16 protein-coding genes are annotated in these 20,647 nt (G+C 40.9%); 2 read left to right on the top strand and 14 right to left on the bottom strand.

The genetic code is table 11. The features are described from left to right. Window positions 1-4: 4 nt before the first annotated feature. The 12 genes from DCO56_RS08025 to DCO56_RS07970 form a co-directional block, all read right to left on the bottom strand. Entirely contained in the window at window positions 5-2,350 is a 2,346-nt protein-coding gene (locus tag DCO56_RS08025; protein ID WP_108633233.1) for a mechanosensitive ion channel family protein, read from the bottom strand. 119 nt (window positions 2,351-2,469) lie between these two features. Continuing rightward, window positions 2,470-3,873 carry a radical SAM protein gene (locus DCO56_RS08020; protein ID WP_108633232.1) on the bottom strand — a complete coding sequence of 468 codons (1,404 nt, stop codon included), beginning with the start codon at window positions 3,871-3,873 and terminating at the stop codon, window positions 2,470-2,472. 13 nt (window positions 3,874-3,886) lie between these two features. Then, window positions 3,887-4,123 carry a hypothetical protein gene (locus DCO56_RS08015; RefSeq protein ID WP_108633231.1) on the bottom strand — a complete coding sequence of 79 codons (237 nt, stop codon included), beginning with the start codon at window positions 4,121-4,123 and terminating at the stop codon, window positions 3,887-3,889. Window positions 4,124-4,126: 3 nt separating this feature from the next. Continuing rightward, window positions 4,127-4,888, bottom strand: a complete 762-nt coding sequence (locus DCO56_RS08010) for a prolipoprotein diacylglyceryl transferase (protein WP_108633230.1) — start codon at window positions 4,886-4,888, stop codon at window positions 4,127-4,129. 105 nt (window positions 4,889-4,993) lie between these two features. Further along, window positions 4,994-6,154, bottom strand: coding sequence for a diaminopimelate decarboxylase (lysA, locus tag DCO56_RS08005; RefSeq protein ID WP_108633229.1), 1,161 nt, complete (start codon window positions 6,152-6,154; stop codon window positions 4,994-4,996). A 13-nt stretch (window positions 6,155-6,167) separates the two neighbouring features. Continuing rightward, window positions 6,168-7,481 carry an aspartate kinase gene (locus DCO56_RS08000; protein ID WP_108633228.1) on the bottom strand — a complete coding sequence of 438 codons (1,314 nt, stop codon included), beginning with the start codon at window positions 7,479-7,481 and terminating at the stop codon, window positions 6,168-6,170. 124 nt (window positions 7,482-7,605) lie between these two features. Further along, window positions 7,606-8,553, bottom strand: coding sequence for a D-2-hydroxyacid dehydrogenase (locus DCO56_RS07995; RefSeq protein WP_108633227.1), 948 nt, complete (start codon window positions 8,551-8,553; stop codon window positions 7,606-7,608). Window positions 8,554-8,709: 156 nt separating this feature from the next. After that, window positions 8,710-9,777 (bottom strand): 3-phosphoserine/phosphohydroxythreonine transaminase, encoded by a 1,068-nt coding sequence (gene serC / locus DCO56_RS07990; RefSeq protein ID WP_108633226.1) that lies wholly within the window; start codon window positions 9,775-9,777, stop codon window positions 8,710-8,712. A 186-nt stretch (window positions 9,778-9,963) separates the two neighbouring features. Then, the gene (locus DCO56_RS07985; RefSeq protein WP_108633225.1) at window positions 9,964-10,221 is read right to left on the bottom strand and encodes a hypothetical protein; all 258 of its coding nucleotides are present in this window, start codon (window positions 10,219-10,221) and stop codon (window positions 9,964-9,966) included. 55 nt (window positions 10,222-10,276) lie between these two features. Beyond that, on the bottom strand, window positions 10,277-11,539 hold the full coding sequence (icd, locus tag DCO56_RS07980; protein WP_108633224.1) for an NADP-dependent isocitrate dehydrogenase: 1,263 nt from the start codon (window positions 11,537-11,539) through the stop codon (window positions 10,277-10,279). 26 nt (window positions 11,540-11,565) lie between these two features. Further along, window positions 11,566-13,689 carry a cation:proton antiporter gene (locus DCO56_RS07975; RefSeq protein ID WP_108633223.1) on the bottom strand — a complete coding sequence of 708 codons (2,124 nt, stop codon included), beginning with the start codon at window positions 13,687-13,689 and terminating at the stop codon, window positions 11,566-11,568. Window positions 13,690-13,801: 112 nt separating this feature from the next. Next, window positions 13,802-15,019 carry an ABC transporter permease gene (locus DCO56_RS07970; RefSeq protein ID WP_108633222.1) on the bottom strand — a complete coding sequence of 406 codons (1,218 nt, stop codon included), beginning with the start codon at window positions 15,017-15,019 and terminating at the stop codon, window positions 13,802-13,804. Window positions 15,020-15,168: 149 nt separating this feature from the next. On the opposite strand from DCO56_RS07970, the gene fmt reads away from it, so the two are divergent. After that, the gene (gene fmt, locus DCO56_RS07965; RefSeq protein WP_108633221.1) at window positions 15,169-16,086 is read left to right on the top strand and encodes a methionyl-tRNA formyltransferase; all 918 of its coding nucleotides are present in this window, start codon (window positions 15,169-15,171) and stop codon (window positions 16,084-16,086) included. Here fmt and DCO56_RS07960 read toward each other — a convergent pair. After that, window positions 16,083-16,304, bottom strand: a complete 222-nt coding sequence (locus DCO56_RS07960) for a helix-turn-helix domain-containing protein (RefSeq protein ID WP_108633220.1) — start codon at window positions 16,302-16,304, stop codon at window positions 16,083-16,085. The genes fmt and DCO56_RS07960 overlap by 4 nt on opposite strands. Before the next feature lie 388 nt (window positions 16,305-16,692). Between DCO56_RS07960 and DCO56_RS07955 the strand changes: the two genes are divergently transcribed. Continuing rightward, entirely contained in the window at window positions 16,693-17,553 is an 861-nt protein-coding gene (locus tag DCO56_RS07955; protein WP_028068906.1) for a sigma-70 family RNA polymerase sigma factor, read from the top strand. Window positions 17,554-17,677: 124 nt separating this feature from the next. On the opposite strand, the gene DCO56_RS07950 is transcribed toward DCO56_RS07955, so the two are convergent. Beyond that, window positions 17,678-20,533: a M16 family metallopeptidase gene (locus tag DCO56_RS07950; protein ID WP_108633219.1), complete on the bottom strand. Its 2,856-nt coding sequence runs from the start codon at window positions 20,531-20,533 to the stop codon at window positions 17,678-17,680. Window positions 20,534-20,647: the final 114 nt, after the last annotated feature.

Genomic DNA, 20,647 nt, shown 5'->3' with positions numbered 1-20,647 from the left:
TCTTTTAGTTATTTTTAGGAGATAGGATACTATAGAATTTCAATTCTTTTTCTTCAAACTGCTTGTAAAGGATAATCAGCACATCATTTTTAAAAGATGAGACATTCGCGGCGAAATTCACCCAGCAGGAAACGCTTAAATAGATCATTTCTTCGCTGATATCTTGCACACTGATGCCGCTATCCCGTTCTTTGACGAAATATGGGCTCGCCGTCATTGCATCATTAATCCATTGCTTCGCCTGATCAAGGTCTGCCTTCCGATCAATATGAAGCACAAAACTTGCTTTGCTATACTCTTGAGATAAGGTCCAGTTGACAACTCTACCCGAAAGTAAATCACCGTTGGGAATAATCACATCGGCGCCGTCTGCAGTTTTCAATACACTGGCACGGATACCGATCTCTTTGACACGCCCTTTTTTGTCGGCCAGTTCGATCTGATCCCCCACCCGAAAAGGCTTATCAAAAACAAGAATAATCCCCGACACAAAATTATTAATGATATTTTGCATTCCTAAACCGATCCCAACACTCAGTGCTCCAATGACGACGGTAAGTTTATCAAGGCTCATACCCAAAGCCGAGATAGCCATAAAAAAGCCGATCAGAATAATCGCCAAACGAAATAACGGAAAGAGCGTCATTTTCTGATTATAGGCCTGATTTAGCTGGCCATCTTCACCACCGAGCACAATGAGACTGATATTCTTTTGAAACCAATTGGCCACAAGCAACAGCAGTACCGCAACAACGAGATTGCCTAAGGTAAAGGAGATGCTGCCGATGCTACGCACCTTGCCAAAAAACGTCTCACTAAGTTCCAATAAGCGGTCAATAAACTGGAGGTTATTTGCCAGGACAATAATTGCCAACAGGACACATACAATACGAAGGATATCTGTTATAATCGCCAAGGTGCGCTGCTCATTAAAGCGCATCCAGAATCCCGACACCAAACGGTCTTTTTTGAATTGATAGCGGACATCTGCTCTGATCATATCAGCAAAATACTGTAAGGTAAATGATTGCACCAAGCCTACGGCACATGCGATGCTGAAACTGCGTGAATGCTCCACATGTCCAATGACATTCAATGTAATCGCCGTGATATTTAAGACAGCAAACACCACATAGATAAAATTACTGATATACCCCGGGCTCTCCGGATTCTTGATACGTCTTTTAGTATAACTTACCAATCCCAATGCGATCAGATTAAAGCCGATACAGATGATACGCAAAAACAGATCATCACTTACAATCATATTGACAAAGACATCCAATAGGTAAAAGATGATCAGAATCAGGGCAATCTTACGCTGCTGTCCCGTCATTTTATGCCGCAATAGATACATGAAGATTAACATGATCACCAGCTGAGAGGCCTGTAAAATAAAGGATGGTGTAAAGAAATTGACAAAGGGCAGTAATGTCAGCAGCAAGATAATGGTTTTCCCGACAATGGCATCAATGGCAAGCTTATGTTCCGGATCGTTCTGTTTCAGAATATAAGCCACCCGTACGATCCAATACGAATAGGCCAGCCCGAGCACAATTAACAAAATCCGGCTCGCCCAATCCGTGCGATTGACATATTTGTCGATAGATTTATTATTACTATAATTACTGCGAATATTGTCCAAGAGTACATCTTTCGAAATACTTGTTGTATTGGCTTTCCAGATTGAGTTCTTGCCCGGAGCAACATCCGCTTTCTTAGCAGCAGCTTTTGTTTCGGGAATCAGGTCTAATCTATTGAGATGCCGCTGATCCTTGATGATAAGCTCATCAATTGTACGATTGATCGATTCGAGGGAATCCATCTTTGCAGCCAGCCGAAGTTGGGCATTATTAAGATATTGATAGGCGCGCGCGTGATTGCTGGCACTAATAGCATATCGGCTGATGATACCCCGGATCTGATCTTGTGTGCTACTTAAACTGCCGGAATAATTTGCAATACTTCCTTTAATAGATCTCAGCTGCTTAATTTCTTCGGAAATTGCGTTTTTTATGGTCGCGACGGAGTCTTTTGCTGAGTTGCCACTAGTCGCCGCATACGAATTGGATCTTTCATTTAGCTGAGCCACAAATTCCGCCATTGATGCCGTGCGAATATTGGATAGGAACGTCAGATTGACTTTCCGCAGATCATTGCGCAGCGAATCATTCCCCATTCGAGTCGAATCGGCACTGAATCTTCTATTTAAACCCGTATGTGATACCGACCCGTCGATATTGCCCGTTCCCCCTCTTCTTACCTGCACCGAATCTTGTCCGAAGGCGTAGAAATGTAATGTCAAAAAACTGATAACCGCAATGAAATGCTTAACGCTGCTCAATTTCATATTCCCAAATTGTTAATCTCTTTCAATAATAGCCATTTCGATCTTAGAAGAACTACAAAACGAGGTTTCAGAATAAAAACCTATCCTATTATTTTCCAGCAAAAATAGTTTATCCAAGTCTAAAATCGAATAGCATCCGATAATTTAAGTTCTTCCAGGCGTTTGGCCTTATCATCTCGGTAAAAGAGATTCATTGTCTCAAAGGGGATTAGTTTCAGATCTTTATTGACAATATGTACGCATGATTTTTTGACCGCGCGGACATCGAAATCATAGGCATCCATAAAATTCATGATAATGATGCGGAAAAGATTATCATAATCGAGTTCAGGAGCACAGACCTCAGGCAGACAGCATAACAGCTGATTCACCTTCGGTTTTACTTTATCCACCGAAATACCCGTACTAAAAATATCCAGCAATTGCATCTGAACACCGGTATCCTGTTCATATACAATGGTATTACGGGATTGATTATTTAACAGTACGGCGGGATCAATATGTCGTGTCAGTGGAATCTTTTCCTCACCGATCTTTAGCACATAGCCCATCGCCAGCGCGTCGGGGTTACACGGAACCGGAATGATATCATGCGGATTCAACAAAGGATACTGGTCGAGGATCTCCTGCCTGACCTCAGTCAGTGTCATTTTATGCTGCGGGGCATCCTCCGCATTTCTACCGGCAATCTCCACGGGCTGAAAGGTTACCCCACGCACACAGCGCTGATTCAAAGCATAATCCAGTATTGCTCCGATCTCGTCGTCATTGGTACCCTTCTCCAGGACCACAACGAGCGTTGTGCTCAGATTTAACGCATTGAGCTTTTCAATAGCTTTTTTGCGTACATCAGTCAGATCCTTTCCTCTAAACTTCTCAAGCACTTCCGGTCGGAAAGAATCAAATTGCAGATAAATTTCAAATTCTGGCGCGTAAGTCGCAAGTTGTTCAGCAAATCCGGGATCATTTGCAATCCGGATACCATTGGTATTCAGCATCAAATGTTTTATCGGTTTTGTTTTTGCGATATCCAGTATCTTAAAAAACGCTGGATGAATAGTTGGTTCTCCCCCACTGATCTGAACAACATCCGGCTCACCTTCGTTTTCAACGATCTTGTCAAACATACGCTCGATTTCCTCCAGCGAACGATGCCGCCCATAATGAGGCGAAGACATAGCGTAGCAGGTGGGGCATGTCAGATTGCAACGGTCGGTCACTTCAACGATAGAAAGACAGCTGTGCTGTTCATGATCGACACATAAACCGCAATCGTAAGGACAGCCATAGTGGACCTCATTTTCAAATTTTAACGGTGTCTCAGATGCCTTATTATAGTTCCGGATATTTTTATAGTATTCCACATCGGTTGCGATCAACGTTTTAAAAAAACCGTGATCAGGGCAATTTTTGGTCATAAAGACCTTTTCATCTTCGATGATAATCTTTGCACCTACACGCGAAAGACAAGTCGGACACAGACTAATGGTGTAATCGTAATAGGTGTAATTTCTAACTGGCATATATCTATCGCTATTAATTTAGTGCTATTCCACAGGCAACCCCGCCAGCAATCATTGCTCCAATTCCGCCCAATAATACTTTCAGCCAAGGGTTAACATTAAATGTAGATTCTTTATTATTGGATTTTATAATCGAACCGATAATGATGACCAAAAGTGCTATTCCAATAACTATAGCACCTCCAAACAGTAAAAACAAGCCCAACATAGCTGTGTTTTCCGAACCAAATGATCCTTCGAGTAAATACATAATTTAGACCCTCCTTTCTATGTGTGCATTCTTCAATAAATAAATATAATAAATTATTACAATAAGACAGGTAATCTGTATGGTACTGATCCCAAAAAGAATGATTGCCCTTGGCTTGATAAAATCCAATAAAAAACGAAAGCTAAAATAACTGAGCATAAAGAGTTGAAAGAGTAAACCATTATGGAATATAAACCTTCGCTTAAACCACTGCAATGAAACAAATAACAGCATCAGAAATGCAATTTCGTATAAGGCCACCGGATGTCTTCGATAAGCATCACCAAGGTACATCCCCAATGGGCAGTCCGTAGGCAGTCCATAAGTCTGCTCAAATACCCCCGTATAAAAACAACCTATCCTTCCGATCATAATCGCAACTATCAGGGGAAATACCATGAGATCGCCGGTGCTCTCTATCTTACCCATGATTTTCTTTATCAGTTCCACCCCGAGCAGCCCACCCGCCAAGCCGCCTACAATGGTATTATTTAACCAGATGTAACGCATTTTGCTCACGGCATTCAACAGCTCCTCCGGACGTTCCAGCGAACCAATGATATGGGATCCGATCAAGGCGCCTAAGGCCGCCGCAATAACAATCAAAAGTGAATTGGTATGCCCTAAACTCTCCTTATCCTTCCATTTCAGGAGCTGATAATAACGCATCCCCATAAACATCCCCAGTCCTTCCATAAACGGATGTAAGAGAAAGGTTTTTCCAAATAGGTCAATGGTAACCGGAAATTCAATCGCTGTAAGCATAAACAAGTATACAAAAGACATTTCAGATATCTATACATGAAAACTAGAAAGCCGGTCCACAAAATGAACCGGCTCTTTAAATCTGTTTTCGTCTAAAATCGTCTCTTACAGTTGATCGCTGTAGACAAATCTGATTTCTTCTCTCAAATTATAACGGGAAGCCATTACCTCACCATAGGCTCCTGCTGAACGGATAGCGATCAAATCCCCCCGTTTTGATACAGGCAAAGGCACTTCCTTCCCAAAGCAGTCCGAGGATTCACAAATTGGCCCGACAACATCATAGTTTAGCGCCTCCGCTCCCGTGCCTTCACTGATATTTTCCATTTTATGGTAAGCCTGGTACAAAGCCGGACGCATCAATTCAGTCATTCCCGCGTCCAGTACCAAAAAGTTTTTCTTGACGCCATTCTTGACATATAATACACGGCTCACTAAGCTTCCACACTGAGCGACCAAGGCTCTACCTAGCTCAAAATGAACTTCCTGATGGGGTTTGCGCTCCAAGAAACGGTCAAAAATATCGAAATAGGCTTCAAAATCCGGAATCGGATTACCATCCGGATCTTTATAGTCTATCCCAAGCCCCCCACCAACGTTCAACACACGGATCTTTGTCCCGCGTTCCTCAAACCAGTTCTTCCACTCGTTGACCTTTACACACAAACTTTTGAATACCGTCATATCGGTAATCTGAGAGCCCACGTGAAAGTGTAATCCTACCAACTCTATAAAATCACATTTCTTAAGGACAGCAGCGCATTTCTCTAAATCCGCATTTGGAATACCAAATTTGTTCTCGTCGAGTCCTGTTGTTATATAATGATGGGTATGCGCATCAACATTGGGATTTATTCGCAAAGCAACATTGGCTTTTACACCTTGTTTTGAAGCCAGTTCGTTGATAACTTCAAGCTCCTGAATAGACTCCACATTGAATGCAAAGATATTTTGCTGTAGTGCATAATTGATCTCCTTATCCGATTTTCCAACGCCGGCAAAAGTAATATTCTGGGGCGCGAAGCCACATTCAATAGCCTTTTTCACTTCATTTCCGCTCACACAGTCCGCACCGAAACCGATCTGTTGCATAGCTTTTAATAACACATCGTTAAAATTGGCTTTCAATGCGTAATGAACATGGAATCCCCTTTTTTGGGAAGCAGTATAAGCCGCTTCCAAGGTTTTGTTCAACACGGCCAAGTCGTAGTAATAAAACGGCGTTTCTTTCTCTGCAAATTTTGCCGCAATAGCTGTATTTATCATAAAACCTACTTTCTTAAAATAAACGATTATGCAATGAACGTAAAGCCTCAGTTTTATGATCCGAATTCAATAAAATGGATACATTAAAGTCCGAACCACCGTATGAAATCATACGAACCGGAAGATGTTTTACAGCATCAAGTACGCGTGCGGCATAACCATGGCTATTCAGACCGAAATCACCGACCACACAGACAATCGTCTGATCACCGTCTACGGTAACAGAACCAAAGTCTTCCACCTCTTTAATAATATCGGCTAAATTTGTCGTATCATCTATGGTCAATGAAACCGCTACTTCTGAAGTAGTAATCATATCGATAGGTGTTTTATAGCGTTCGAAAATTTCGAAAACGCGACGCAAGAAACCGTAAGCAAGTAACATTCTTGAGGAATGAATATGAATGGCGGTGATACCGTCTTTTGCAGCGATTGCCCTGATACAACCTTTTTGTGCACCATCTTTGCTAATTAACGTTCCTTTGGCGTTCGGTTCCATCGTATTTAACAGACGAACCGGCACATTGTATTTTTGTGCAGGAAATACCGATTGTGGATGCAATATTTTTGCCCCAAAATACGCCAATTCGGCAGCCTCGTCAAAGCTAAGATGCGCAATTGGCGTGGTCCCTTTTACGACACGCGGATCATTGTTGTGCATACCGTCAATGTCTGTCCAGATCTGAACTTCATCGGCACGGATAGCTGCTCCGATCAATGAAGCTGTATAATCCGATCCACCGCGGCGCAAGTTATCAATTTCACCAAATGAATTTCTACAGATGAATCCCTGTGTGATAAACAAAGTATTCTCCGGGTGCTGAGCCAAAATTGTGTTCAATTTTTCACCGATATATTCCACCATAGGCTCATTGTCCTCATCGATTTTCATAAAATCCAATGCTGGTAACAAGACGGATGAGATACCGATTTCATTGAGGTAAAAATGCCATAATGCGGTAGACATCAATTCCCCTTGTGCCAAAATAATTTTTTCTTCAATTGGCGTAAACAGCTCATTTGCCAAGCTGGAAATTAGGTTAAAATGATAGTCAATGAGCTCCTTGCCATTTTTATAGCCAGCTTCAGTATTAAAAAGTTCCTTAATAAGGTCTTCGTACTTATCCTTGTGCTTCTTGATCAAATCCTTAGCCTCGTCCTTCTTACCTACTGTGTAAGCCTGACCAATTTCCACTAAAGCATTTGTCGTTCCAGCTACCGCGGACAACACAACGATCTGACGTTCCGAAGGGTTTACAATATCCAACAACCCTTTGATACGTACTGCACTTCCTACTGAAGTACCACCAAATTTTAAAACTTTCATACTAAAGTTACAATTATTAAATTTCTGTGCGCCAATATAGGCAATTCATGAATTTATATTAAAAAAAATGCGGCACAAAATCATGAAAGTTTTGTGCCGCATATATTAATTCTATGCGGAAGAATTACTTCTTTAAGTTTTCGATCAGTAGACCGGCCAATTCTTCGCCGATCCTTTCTTGTGCTTCATTTGTCGCTGCGCCAATATGTGGTGTCAACGAAATCTTTGGATGCTTTAAAATTTCCTCACGCGGTGTAGGTTCGTTGTCGAACACATCTAAACCCGCAAATGCAACTTTGCCAGCATCCAATGCCTTCACCAACTCCAGCTCATCAATAACACCACCTCTGGAAGCGTTCACCAAGCCAACACCATCTTTCAATAATGGGAATTCCGCAGCACCGATCGCTGGTTTATCCAAAAACGGTACATGCAAGGAGATAAAGTCAGAAACTTTCAACAAGTCGGTCATTTCCACCTGTTTGATCGGAACCTCAACCTGAATACCTCCTGAAAGCGCAATGGTAAGTCCTTTCGGGCCTTCAAACAGATCTGTATAAACGACATCCATTCCCAAACCAATGGCGATCTTAGCGACCTCACGACCGATACGGCCAAAGCCTACAATACCGATTGTTTTTCCGCGAAGTTCAGTTCCCGCACCGTACGCCTTTTTCAAAGCACCGAATTTGGTATTTCCTTCAACAGGCATTTTCCTGTTGGAGTCATATAAAAACCGTACACCATTCAATAGGTGTGCAAAAACCAATTCAGCAACGGATAAAGACGATGCAGCCGGTGTATTCACAACAGCGATGCCTTTTGAACGCGCATATTCCACGTCAATATTATCCATTCCCACACCACCACGACCAATTACTTTCAGATTAGGACAGCCGTCGATCAGCTCTTGGCGTACCTTGGTTGCACTACGTACAGTAATAGCGTCATAAGCAAGTAACTTTTCCGCTAACTCTTCCTGAGGTATATGGTTTGTATCTACAGTATGACCGGCATCTTCCAACATTTTCTTTCCTAGCGGATCGATACCGTCATTTGCTAATATTTTCATCCTTATAATTATTTATGTGGGCCGATTTTCATTGTATCAATGACTCTGTTAAACCCTGTTTGCTTTTTATGAGATGAGGCAAACAAACCTTTTGCAGATCAATGATGATCTCCGTAAAGCCGGTTTATTTCATCAGCATACTTTTAATCAATTTTATTATTTGTGCGTATCTTCAAATTCTTTCATCGCATCGATTAACGCATTCACGCTGCTCAATGGCAATGCATTGTAGATTGAAGCTCTAAATCCACCTACCGAGCGGTGACCTTTAATACCAATCAGATTACGCTCTTTCGCCAAAGCCAAGAATTCCGCTTCCAGTTCAGGCGTATCCATGACGAAAGTCACATTCATGCGTGAACGATCTTCAACAGCTGCAGTTCCTTTAAATAAAGGATTACGGTCGATTTCATCATACAGTGCACGTGCTTTAATGATATTCTCCTGCTCCAAAACAGCAACACCACCTTTTGCTTTTAACCAGCGTAAATTCAACATCGAAACAAAGATCGAATAAACCGGAGGCGTATTATACATGGAACCGCCATCGATATGCAATTTATAATCTAACATCGAAGGCAGTACACGTCCTGATTTACCCAAAATATCATCCTTCACAATAACCAAAGTCACACCGGCAGGGCCCATATTTTTTTGTGCTCCGGCATAGATCAAATCGTAATCTGCAACATTGATCTCACGGGAAAAAATATCTGAAGACATATCCACAACTACTGGCAATTCCGTAGCTGGTTTTTCAAACACCTCGGTACCATAAATTGTATTATTTGCGGTATAGTGAAAATAAGCAGCATCCGAAGGGATGGAATATCCTTTAGGAATATAAGAATAGTTCTTATCTATTGAGGAGGCTACAACATCTACTGTTCCGAATTTCTTCGCTTCTTTTAAGGCCTTTGTCGCCCATACACCTGTATCTAAATAAGCAGCTTTACCGCCTTCAGGTAAAAGGTTTAGGGGTGCCATCGCAAATTGCAGACTTGCTCCACCTTGCAAGAAAAGAATCGAATATCCTTGTGGTACGGCTAATAATTCGCGTACTAACTGAGTCGCCTCATCTATCACTGCTTCAAACTCTTTGGAACGGTGAGAGATCTCTAAAATTGATAAACCTGTGTTGTTAAAATCAATTACAGCTTCTGAGGCTTGTTGAAATACTTCCTTTGGCAGAATACATGGACCTGCTCCAAAATTATGTTTCATTGATGTTATAGTTTGTTTGATTGCCCTTTCTGAACCCTAGTAAAGCAATCTGTTGTTTAAAAACCAAAGGTAAAATAAAATTATATATTTTTCAACTATTCTGTTTTTTTATTGATAATTTACAAAATTATGATTCATTTCAATAAAAATATCACACAACAAGATGCCGATTGATTATTAAAATAATCAAAGAAGAAGCACCTTCCAGGCCATATCTAATTGATTATCTTGCAAATACTCTTTCGCTTTAAGCTGAAGATGGACATTGCGTGAGGAATGATCACCGATGAAGGCATTTAATAATTCATAAATTTCAGGCAGGGATGTAATTTCATCTACTTCTTGTGATGTAGGCAAACGGTCTATCTGAGCCAGTTTAGTTTTATCTTCCAAACTAAATACGGTGGATTCTTTTACAAAAGGGGGAAGTTGATCATAGTGCATAAAAAAGCAGAAATTTTAATCAAATTTCTGCTTAATATCTTAAAAAAGAAAATTCTTATAATTTTTCAATGATCCGATCTGCGAACTCACTGGTTTTCACCAATGTTGCATCATCCATTAAATTGTAAAAATCTACGGTCACCGTTTTTGCAATAATGGTTTCCCCGAGTGCCTTTACGATAGCTGCCGAAGCCTCTGTCCAGCCTAAATATTCCAGCATCATCACTCCACTGAGAATAACAGATGACGGATTCATGGTATTTGTATTCGCAAATCGCGGCGCTGTACCATGCGTAGCTTCAAAAACGGCATGCCCTGTCTTAAAGTTTATGTTCGCTCCCGGCGCGATACCTATCCCACCGACCATGGCTGCAAGGGCATCAGAGATATAGTCCCCATTTAAATTTAAGGTTGCCACCACCGAAAAGTCACGCGGGTTAAGCAGGATCTGTTGCAGAAAATTATCCGCAATAATATCCTTAACCAAAATTTTACCGGCAGCAAGCGCATCTTTTTGTTCCTGATTGGCAACGGTCTCACCTTTCTCAGCCTTGGTTCGCTCCCATTGTCCCCAAGTATAGGTTTTATCCGCAAATTCCGTTTCAGCGACCTCGAAGCCCCAGATTTTGAAGGCTCCTTCGGTATATTTCATGATATTACCCTTGTGGACGATGGTCACCGAAGGTAATCCATATTGAATGGCATGTTCGATCGCTGCACGAACCAGACGTTTGGATCCTTCTTCAGAAACCAGTTTGACCCCAACCCCTGTCGTACTCGAAAAGTTATAATCAATATCAAGTTCGTCATGAAGGAAATCCTGCAATTTATTGGATTCGGCACTTCCGGCCTGAAACTCGATACCGGCATAGATATCTTCGGTATTTTCGCGGAAGATAACCATATCCACATATTCAGGATGTTTGACTGGAGACGGTACCCCCTCAAACCATTTCGTCGGCCGCTGACAGACATACAGATCCAGGTCTTTGCGCAAGGCAACATTCAATGAGCGGATACCACCGCCTACAGGAGTAGTCAATGGCCCTTTTATGCCCACCAGATATTCGCGTAGTACAGCTAAAGTTTCCTTTGGCAACCACTCACCGGTTTCATGAAAAGCTTTTTCTCCCGCCAAAACTTCTTTCCAGCTGATTTTCCGCCGTCCATCATATGCCTTCTCTACAGCCCGATCAAAAACACGCACTGCGGCATGCCATAGGTCAGGACCTATGCCATCACCGATGATAAAAGGAATCGTTGGGAAATCTGGAACCTGTAATGTTCCTTCGTTGGACATTGTAATTTTATTTGACATAAATCTGCGTTTTTAGCGGATAGCAACTATCCTTTATTAAACATATTTCCAATCTCTTTACTAATCTTCCGGAATATCGGTGCAGCCTCAACATCCTCGTATTCGTCGATATGCGCATTCTCTATTCTACTAGGAAACACCAAAACAAGGTTTTCGTTTGCGTAGATACGATCTAATTTTTTTGCAACACCATCCAGCGAATCCCGATAGGATACTTCCCCATTCCGTGCAGAAACAAAGATAAACATGGACTCTTCTTCTTTAAACGCTTTTAGTCCCTGTAAATTATCCCAATCATCGTAATGCCTGAACGTCACGGGAACAGAGTTTTTGATTTCGGCGAGATGCCCTTTGATCGCCGAAGCAGACCGTGTATCAACGACAAAAGAAATGGGAACAGAGAGCTCCTGAGCAAGCTTGATAACCTTTTCCAACCAGTATTCAAAACCAAACTCGGCCTCACACATCGGCGGAGCAAACACAACAATGGATTTATTGGAAATAAAAGGCTTTTTAAAATGACAGAGCATTACATTGGCCGACGTTCTGTTGAGAATACTTTCTGTTTTTTCGCCGACAAATTTATCCATAAAATTGGCTGCGCTTGGCCAGCCCAGCACAATACAATTGGCAGACACCTCTTTTGCTGACCGGGCCACACCGCTGGCAATATTTAAATCTATCGTTGCACTGATATTGACATTTGTCTCCGAACCCGAAGCATAACGTACCATATTGTCCAGATTCTTACGCGCACGGGCCATATTCAGTTGTGCCTGCTCATTATCCTTTACTACAGATACAATACTCACTGGATAGGTACACTTTTTACTCTTGATGTAGGTTGAAAAATCAAGGATCGGCTCCATATTATCCATATTAGCAATAGAGATCAAGATGTTTTCATCTTTTTCTTTTACCACATCTGTATGCTCCTCATCCTGTTCGCCGTCCATAACCACTTTTTTAGAAGCATTTCCCGTGACGATGGTCGCAACTATACAGGTTACCAAAATGAGCAAAATTGTTCCGTTCAGCACATTTTCATCTATAATTCCGTTTTTGTGACCGACCATAATAACAGCCAATGTAGCTGCAGCATGCGCACTGCTCAGACCGAAAATTAGGTTGCGCTGCCCACGGCTATACTTGAATATTTTCTGTGTCAGCCAAGCCGCCGCATATTTCCCTACAATAGCCACAATCGTAAGCGTACCGGCTATAATTAATGCCTGTGGTCCTTTCAAAATAACACTTACATCCACAATCATACCGACAGATATCAGAAAAAAAGGAATGAAAATGGCATTACCAATGAATTCAATTCGATTCATCAGTGCTGAAGAATGTGGTATCAATTTATTCAAAGCCAAACCCGCCACAAAAGCTCCGATAATGGGTTCCAAACCCGCTATTTCTGCCAGAAAGGCCGCAAAAAATACAACGGAAAGTACAAAAATATAGTTTGCTGTTTTTTCACTGCCCAGCCGCTCAAAAAACCATTTCGCAATCCTCGGAATAATACCAAACATAATAAAGAGGAAAATCGCAAAGGAAATACCGAGTGTAACCCAAAATTCATTTCCTATATTCCCTTGTGAGACACCTGTAATGACAGCCAAGATGATGAGCACCGCCGTATCAGTCAGAATCGTTCCACCAATTGTAATCGCCACCGCTTCCATCTTAGAGATCCCATAACTATTCACGATGGGATAAGACACCAAAGTATGGGTCGCAAACATACTCGATATCAACAAACTCGCCAGCACATCATATCCCAATAGTAAATGACAAACGGGATAACCGATGCTTATGGGAACAATAAATGTAAAAAAACCAAACAGTAAGCTTTTATTTTTAGTCTTTTTGAATTCATTCATATCCAGTTCCAGCCCGGCAATAAACATGATATATAAAAGCCCTATGGTTGAAAACAGGTTAATAGCTGAATTTTTCTCCAGCCAATTTAATCCGTGGGGACCAATAATGACACCGGAGATAATCAGTCCTATAATACCCGGTACTTTAATTGGCCGAAGGATGATGGGGGAAAGAAGGATAATAAAGAGTACCAGTGAAAAAATAAGTACGGGATTTTGTAAAGGCGCTTCAAAAGCTTGGGAAATATGCTCGAAAGTTTTATTCATATGTGCTCGTATGCTATCGGTAAAATGTATCTAGCTATTTCCTTACTAGCCGAAAATAGCTAACAGCCCTAAAAATACGATTTTTCCAGCAAAACGAGTCCTAAAAAAAGGCTTACTTAAAAGAAATTGCTTTTATCGGACTAATCTTGGTAATTAACATCGAAGGAATAAACAGGGAAACCATACCAATAAAGACTACAGCAAGATTGACCAATACGACGTCTGACCAATAAAGCTTTACGGCCACATAAGAAATATAGTAGGTTTGCTCATCCAACTTAAAAAAATGGGTATAATCCTGTAGAAAATAAAAGCCTAAACCGATGAGATTACCGATCAGCAGGCCAAGACCGATCAGGTATAATGCGCTATACATAAACACCCGTCGAATACCTGCATTATGGTAGCCTAGCGCCTTTAAAATACCGATCATGGAGGTACGCTCAAGAATGGTAATCAATAAGGCCGAGATCATATTGATAATAGCCACCACAGTCATGAGTATAAAGATAATCTTGGTATTCATATCCAGTAGATCCAACCACTGGAAAATATCCGGCACCTGATCTTTAATATTGATTGCCTGCATATCAATCGGCAGCATATCCTCTATCTTAGCTGTTGTCTGTCCCAGCTGACTGAAATCTTTAATCCGAATTTCATACCCTCCTACCTCATTGTCATCGAGATTGCTCAGTTTTCTAATGAGGTTAAGCGATCCGATCACGTACACCTTGTCCAGTTCTTCTGAGCCCGTATTAAATATTCCTTTAATGACAAACTTTCTTTTACGGATAGGCTCCTGAACAAAATACATAATAAAATCATCACCTACTTTTAAGAGAAGCCGGTCGGCCAGATATTTAGAGATTAAAATCTGATTATCGACAGTCTCTGATTTAAAATCTATGGTATTCCCTTCGAGCAGCATATTTTTTATCGGCTGTTGATCATATAGTGAATCAATTCCTTTTAAAACAACACCTTCCACCTCATCATTCACATTGATGATGCCAGCCTTCGTTGCAAATGCATTGATGGAATACACTTGCGGATTCGCCAATATGGCTTTATGAAGTTTGGGCGTAAGTGAAATAGGTGAATTTTCGTAGGATTTATTTAGATCATAACGCAAAACCAGTACATCCGCAAAAAAGCCGCGTTGCTTGCTAATAATTTCCCCTTTAAATCCCCGCAAAACAGCAATAGAGATAATGATGGCGGCAATGGCTAGCGCAATTGCACCAATTGTAACCCGAACAATCAATTTAGAGAAAGTCCGTTTACCGGAAAATGCTATTCGATTTGCTAAAAAATAAGGAAAATTCAAGCTTTCAATATATTTATGTAACTTCGCAAAGTTATAAAAATTTGTTATTTACAAAACTGTAATAACAAATAATTAGCGCTTTCGCGGCGGATTGATCATCTGCCAAGTTATTGATTGATTTTAAGAATTTTATAAAAAACACCTCTACTATGCGTATCATTTTCATGGGAACTCCTGACTTTGCTGTTGCTTCACTTGAAGCACTCATTCAATCTGGCGAACAAGTCGTTGCTGTCGTTACAGTACCGGACAAGCCTGCTGGCCGGGGACAGAAAATACAGGAATCAGCCGTTAAAATATACGCCACACAACATCATATTCCGGTTCTTCAACCGGTCAAACTCCGGGACGAAGGCTTTCTTACTGAACTAAAGAGCTATCAGGCCGACCTTCAGGTCGTAGTCGCATTCCGCATGTTACCCGAAATGGTCTGGGACATGCCGAAATACGGTACGATTAACGTCCACGCTTCTTTACTTCCGCAGTACAGGGGTGCTGCACCGATCAATCATGCCATTATGAACGGTGAAAAAGAATCTGGGGTGACCACATTCCTATTGCAGCATGAAATTGACACAGGAAATATACTGTTGGCCGAAAAAGTTGCTATCCGTGAAACTGATACCGCCGGAGATCTTCACGACAAGCTAATGCATGCAGGAGCCCGAACATTGCTCCAAACAATCCAGGCGTTAAAAGCAGGAACTCTGCAGCCTAAAAGCCAAGACAACATCGTTCCAACAACCGCATTGAAACATGCACCAAAAATTTTCAAAGACGATTGTAAAATCAACTGGAATCAATCTACCGACGTTGTTTACAACTTTATACGCGGACTTAGTCCCTACCCTACAGCATTCACGATCCTGAAAGACAAAGTCTTAAAAATATATCAAACGGAAAAAGAGCAAACAGCTACCGCTGTCGCTCCGGGAACTATAGAGACAGACCAAAAAAGCTATTTAAAGTTTGCAACGCAAGATGGCTATATCAGCGTATCAGAACTGCAGCTGGAAGGCAAAAAGAAAATGAATGTCGTAGACTTTTTAAAAGGCTACAGATTCTAGATTTTCTCATCACCACCGTCATAATATTGCAACAAATCACCGGGCTGGCAGTCTAGTGCTTTACATATTGCTTCAAGTGTATCTAACCGCAGGGCCTTGGCCTTTTGGTTTTTTATGATTGAAAGATTAGAAAGCGTAATCCCTACACTATCACTCAATTGGTTAAGTGACATTTTTTTCTCTTTCATTATTTTATCCAAATGAATTAAGATTGGCATATTATAATTTTTATTCCTTTAAATTTATTTAATGTCTCTAGTAAAACAAAACATATATCTTTTTGTTTTATCATAAAATTATCATTTTAAAATAAATTGAAAGAATGGAGCACACGTAACATATCTGATATCTTTAGATAAATTACTTGAGAATAGAAAAAAAATAAAAATTGTTAGGGCTTTAAATATCAATCAGTTGAATATTAAAGCTACAATTGAGGAAGAAAAACAATATTAAATGGAATAGTTTTTGATAGTGTAAAATGAAGGTCTACCAAATCATAACTCATTATAGATGAGCGGATAGATAATCCATTTTCCATTAATAATTCAAAAATTTTTCGTATTTTCGCAAACATTTCTTAGAGAGGAGAATTAATAAAAATTAATGAGACAGCTCAAAATTACACAATCTATCACCAATCGTGAGTCCCAGTCTTTGGACAAATACTTACATGAAATTGGTAAAGTAGACTTAATTACAGCAGAAGAAGAAGTAGAATTAGCACAGCGCATCCGCGAGGGCGATCAAGTTGCCTTGGAAAAATTGACTAAAACCAACCTTCGTTTCGTAGTATCAGTAGCAAAACAATATCAAAATCAAGGATTGACCTTAGGTGATTTAATCAATGAAGGCAACCTGGGCTTAATTAAAGCAGCTAAACGTTTTGACGAAACAAAGGGTTTTAAATTTATTTCTTATGCCGTTTGGTGGATTCGCCAATCTATTCTTCAAGCAATTGCTGAACAATCACGTATCGTACGTCTGCCATTGAACCAAGTCGGTTCTCTAAGCAAAATCAGTAAGGCTTTCTCAAAACTAGAACAGGAATACGAGCGGGAGCCATCTCCGGAAGAACTGGCAGATATCCTTGAAACCACCGTTGATAAGGTTTCGGACACCTTAAGTAATTCCGGCCGTCACGTATCCATGGATGCACCCTTTGTTCAAGGTGAAGAAAACACACTCTTGGATGTATTGGAAAACCATGACCCAGACACAGATAGCTCTTTAATTGATGAATCTCTATCAGAAGAAATCAAGCGATCATTGGCAACTTTAACAGAAAGAGAACGTGAAATCATCGTTCTATTCTTTGGATTAGGTTCCAACCACCAACTGTCGCTTGAAGAAATCGGCGAGAAATTCAATTTGACACGCGAACGCGTACGTCAAATTAAAGACAAGGCTCTTCAACGTTTGAGACACACTTCAAGAAGCAAAATCTTAAAATCTTATTTAGGTTAAAAAAGATATTTATTGAAATTTTTGGCAATCCCAATCAGAAATGATTGGGATTTTTTTACAATAAAAGGGTCGTTTACTGCATGCAGTAAACGACCCTTTTATTATATGTGCAATGGATTCTACCCTATTTAGAATCTGGCATCAAAATAAATTCAAAAAGTCGATCTTTTTTCAAATATTTCCCCGCGACATCCTGTACAGATTTCGGCGTGACTTTATTCAGGTTTTCCGTGCGACGTGTATATCTACTGATATCCAGATCATTTTGGTAAGAACTGGAGATATAATTCAGCCAATAGCCGTTCTCCCGCAGGTTTAATTCGTTCTGTCTTCTTTGTTCAGCCACAAATTTCTCAATATCCACCTTCTCCGGCCCTTCGTCCTGAATCTTTTTCACCTCGTCCAAAGCAGAGCTGATCAATGGGTCCGCCTTATCCACTGCTGAACCAAAACCAATTGAAAAGGCATAACGTGCTTTAGGAAGTTTATTGAAACCGGCACGGGCACCGACGCCATACACACCGCCTTCTTTCTCCCGCAATCGTTCAAGTAATTTGATCGTCAATACACTTTCTAAAGCTTCCATATTGACATTTTCATTTTCATTATAGCTATAGTCGCCATAATAAGCCAATTGTGTACTTGCCTTCTGCTCCTTGCCTTTGTGCACGACAACACGCTCCCCTTTAGCTGGCTCCAGAATATTTAAATCTTTATAGTTCTCTCCCCGTTTGACCGCAGGCAGAGCGGCAAGATAAGTCTCAATATATGGTTTAATCTGGTTTTCATCAAATGATCCCACAATAGTAAAGACGAAATCCGAAGCATCTGCAAATCGCTCTTTATAAATTGCCAATGCACGATTGGGATCAATCTTTGTAAGCGTTTCGACTGTCGGGTTTTGTCTCCGTACATTATTACCATAGAGCACCTCTTTTACTTTATCTGAAAAGACATTATTGGGGTCGCTCAGCCTGTTTTCCAATGCCCCTTTTGCTCTGGTCATGGTGCTCTGAAAGACATCACTATCCAGCCGTGGTTCCGTAAAATAACCATAGATCAACTCAAAGGCATTTTTCAGGCCTTCCTTATCTGTGCGACCAGAGATACCCTCATAGCGCTCGGAAATATACGGAGAAATCGATACCTCCTTCCCGGCAAGGTATTTCGTTAATTCGACATTACTCATTTGTCCGACACCGCTCGCATCGACTAATGAAGAGGCATTTGAAGCGGAGAAGTAATCAGCATCAGCATACAACGACGTTCCTCCAGGACTATAGGCCATAATCTGGATTTCGTCATTTTTAAAATCTGTAGGTTTTAAAATCACCTTCACGCCATTGCTCAAAACCAATTCTTTAGCTTGGACAGCTGTGACATCCTTTGAGGACACGATTGAACCCTTAGTAGGTTCTTTGGAAAGCAAGGGAAGATTGGAGACCTTATCCTCATAAGCAGAAACCGGAGTATCTTCGACCGCCTTCACCCATCCCAAAACAGCTTGTTCTGTAGGCAGGTTCGCCTTTTCCTTTTCTGGCCCCATAATTAATATATCACGATTTAAATCGGTATAATATTTTTTGACCAGGGCATTTACCTCTTCCAGTTTTAAAGTGGGCAATAATTGTTTTGTTAAGTTATAGGAAGCCTCGTTACTCAAGGCAGGCTCGTTGTCGATAAAGTAGTTCAGGTAACGGTTGACATAGCTATCGGATTTTTTCTTATCCCGCTCGATATAGGCCATTTCATTGCCCTTCTTCATATCAGCAAGTGCCCGATCAAGCTCAGTCTGTGTAAAGCCGTATTTTTGAATACGCTCAAATTCGGTCAACATCGCTTTAAACCCTGATTCCAGTTCTCCCGGTTTAGGTACCACCACTAGGGAGAACGTATTTAGGTTAGCCACTAAATCGCCGATACTACCTCCTGCTTGCATAAAAGGTGGATTAGGTTGCTGCATCAGCTCAGAAAAACGGCCAGCAATCATCTGATTGAAAATGCTTTTGAGCAATTCATTGCGGTAATCTCCAACGGTAACCACCTTTTCCTTTTCGTTCTTGATCAGGATCTGAGCCACGGTATAAGGAAGTTCTGGATCCGAGATCGTCAAAAATTGATTTTTATTCAATAGATCCACCCGAAACGCTTTACGTGGAAGAACCTTCTTTGGCATCGTCATATCCGAAAATAACACCTTCACTTTTTCTTCGATTGCTTTAGGATCAATATCACCGACGATAATGAGCGCCTGCAGATCTGGGCGATACCAGTCCTGGTGAAACTTACGTATTTCGGTATATGGAAAGGTCTTTAAAATTTCTTCCGTACCAATCGGCAAACGTTTTGAGTAAAGAGATCCGTTGAGTACCATCGGAAAATACTGATCTTGTAGACGTTGTTGCACGCCCCTTCCCCCGCGTTTCTCTTCCAAAATTACCCCACGTTCTTTATCAATTTCCTCACCATCCAATAGAGCATCCTGCGCCCAGTCGCGCATGACCTGCATTCCATTTTTTAACAATTCCGGATCATCCGACGGTATAGGTAATTGATAGACCGTCTGATCAAAACTGGTATAGGCATTCAGATCTGAGCCAAACCGGACACCTGCTTTTTGGAGGTAATTGACAAGTTCATTTTTTGGAAAATGCTTCAGACCATTAAAGTTCATGTGTTCCAAAAAATGCGCCAACCCGAGCTGCTTTTCATTTTCCAGGATCGAACCGGCTTTCATGCCCAAATACATGGTAACACGGCCCTTGGGCTCTGTATTTTTACGGATAAAATATGTAAATCCATTTTTTAGTTTACCGGTAACAACTTCATTGTCGAAAGGTAATTTTTGATTTAAGGCCAAACTATCCTGTGACAGAATAGCTCTGGCTTCCGCCCTCAAGGTGGTTGGCATTTTTGCTTCTACTCCATAGAAAGTCGCGGGTAGTAAAAAGGCTAATGCAAGTGGTTTAATGAATTTCATACAAAAAAATCTCTTTTTTAGTTATTTTTTGCTAATTGTTTGTATTAAGGTAAACGGGATTGGAGACCAATTCTCCCGATAGATAGTAAAATACGGATAAAATACTTTTAATTT

This window comes from Sphingobacterium athyrii (assembly GCF_003071065.1).
GTDB lineage: Bacteria > Bacteroidota > Bacteroidia > Sphingobacteriales > Sphingobacteriaceae > Sphingobacterium > Sphingobacterium athyrii.
The sequence above is the reverse complement of the archived record's forward strand: the minus strand, read 5'-3'. Positions and strand labels throughout refer to the sequence as shown.

Bases quoted from the DNA above. Each gene is read 5' to 3' on its own strand.
- DCO56_RS08025 (WP_108633233.1), bottom strand. From the start codon at position 2,350: ATGAAATTGAGCAGCGTTAAGCATTTCATTGCGGTTATCAGTTTTTTG.
- DCO56_RS08020 (WP_108633232.1), bottom strand. From the start codon at position 3,873: ATGCCAGTTAGAAATTACACCTATTACGATTACACCATTAGTCTGTGT.
- DCO56_RS08015 (WP_108633231.1), bottom strand. From the start codon at position 4,123: ATGTATTTACTCGAAGGATCATTTGGTTCGGAAAACACAGCTATGTTG.
- DCO56_RS08010 (WP_108633230.1), bottom strand. From the start codon at position 4,888: ATGCTTACAGCGATTGAATTTCCGGTTACCATTGACCTATTTGGAAAA.
- lysA (WP_108633229.1), bottom strand. From the start codon at position 6,154: ATGATAAATACAGCTATTGCGGCAAAATTTGCAGAGAAAGAAACGCCG.
- DCO56_RS08000 (WP_108633228.1), bottom strand. From the start codon at position 7,481: ATGAAAGTTTTAAAATTTGGTGGTACTTCAGTAGGAAGTGCAGTACGT.
- DCO56_RS07995 (WP_108633227.1), bottom strand. From the start codon at position 8,553: ATGAAAATATTAGCAAATGACGGTATCGATCCGCTAGGAAAGAAAATG.
- serC (WP_108633226.1), bottom strand. From the start codon at position 9,777: ATGAAACATAATTTTGGAGCAGGTCCATGTATTCTGCCAAAGGAAGTA.
- DCO56_RS07985 (WP_108633225.1), bottom strand. From the start codon at position 10,221: ATGCACTATGATCAACTTCCCCCTTTTGTAAAAGAATCCACCGTATTT.
- icd (WP_108633224.1), bottom strand. From the start codon at position 11,539: ATGTCAAATAAAATTACAATGTCCAACGAAGGAACATTACAGGTTCCA.
- DCO56_RS07975 (WP_108633223.1), bottom strand. From the start codon at position 13,689: ATGAATAAAACTTTCGAGCATATTTCCCAAGCTTTTGAAGCGCCTTTA.
- fmt (WP_108633221.1), top strand. From the start codon at position 15,169: ATGCGTATCATTTTCATGGGAACTCCTGACTTTGCTGTTGCTTCACTT.
- DCO56_RS07960 (WP_108633220.1), bottom strand. From the start codon at position 16,304: ATGCCAATCTTAATTCATTTGGATAAAATAATGAAAGAGAAAAAAATG.
- DCO56_RS07955 (WP_028068906.1), top strand. From the start codon at position 16,693: ATGAGACAGCTCAAAATTACACAATCTATCACCAATCGTGAGTCCCAG.
- DCO56_RS07950 (WP_108633219.1), bottom strand. From the start codon at position 20,533: ATGAAATTCATTAAACCACTTGCATTAGCCTTTTTACTACCCGCGACT.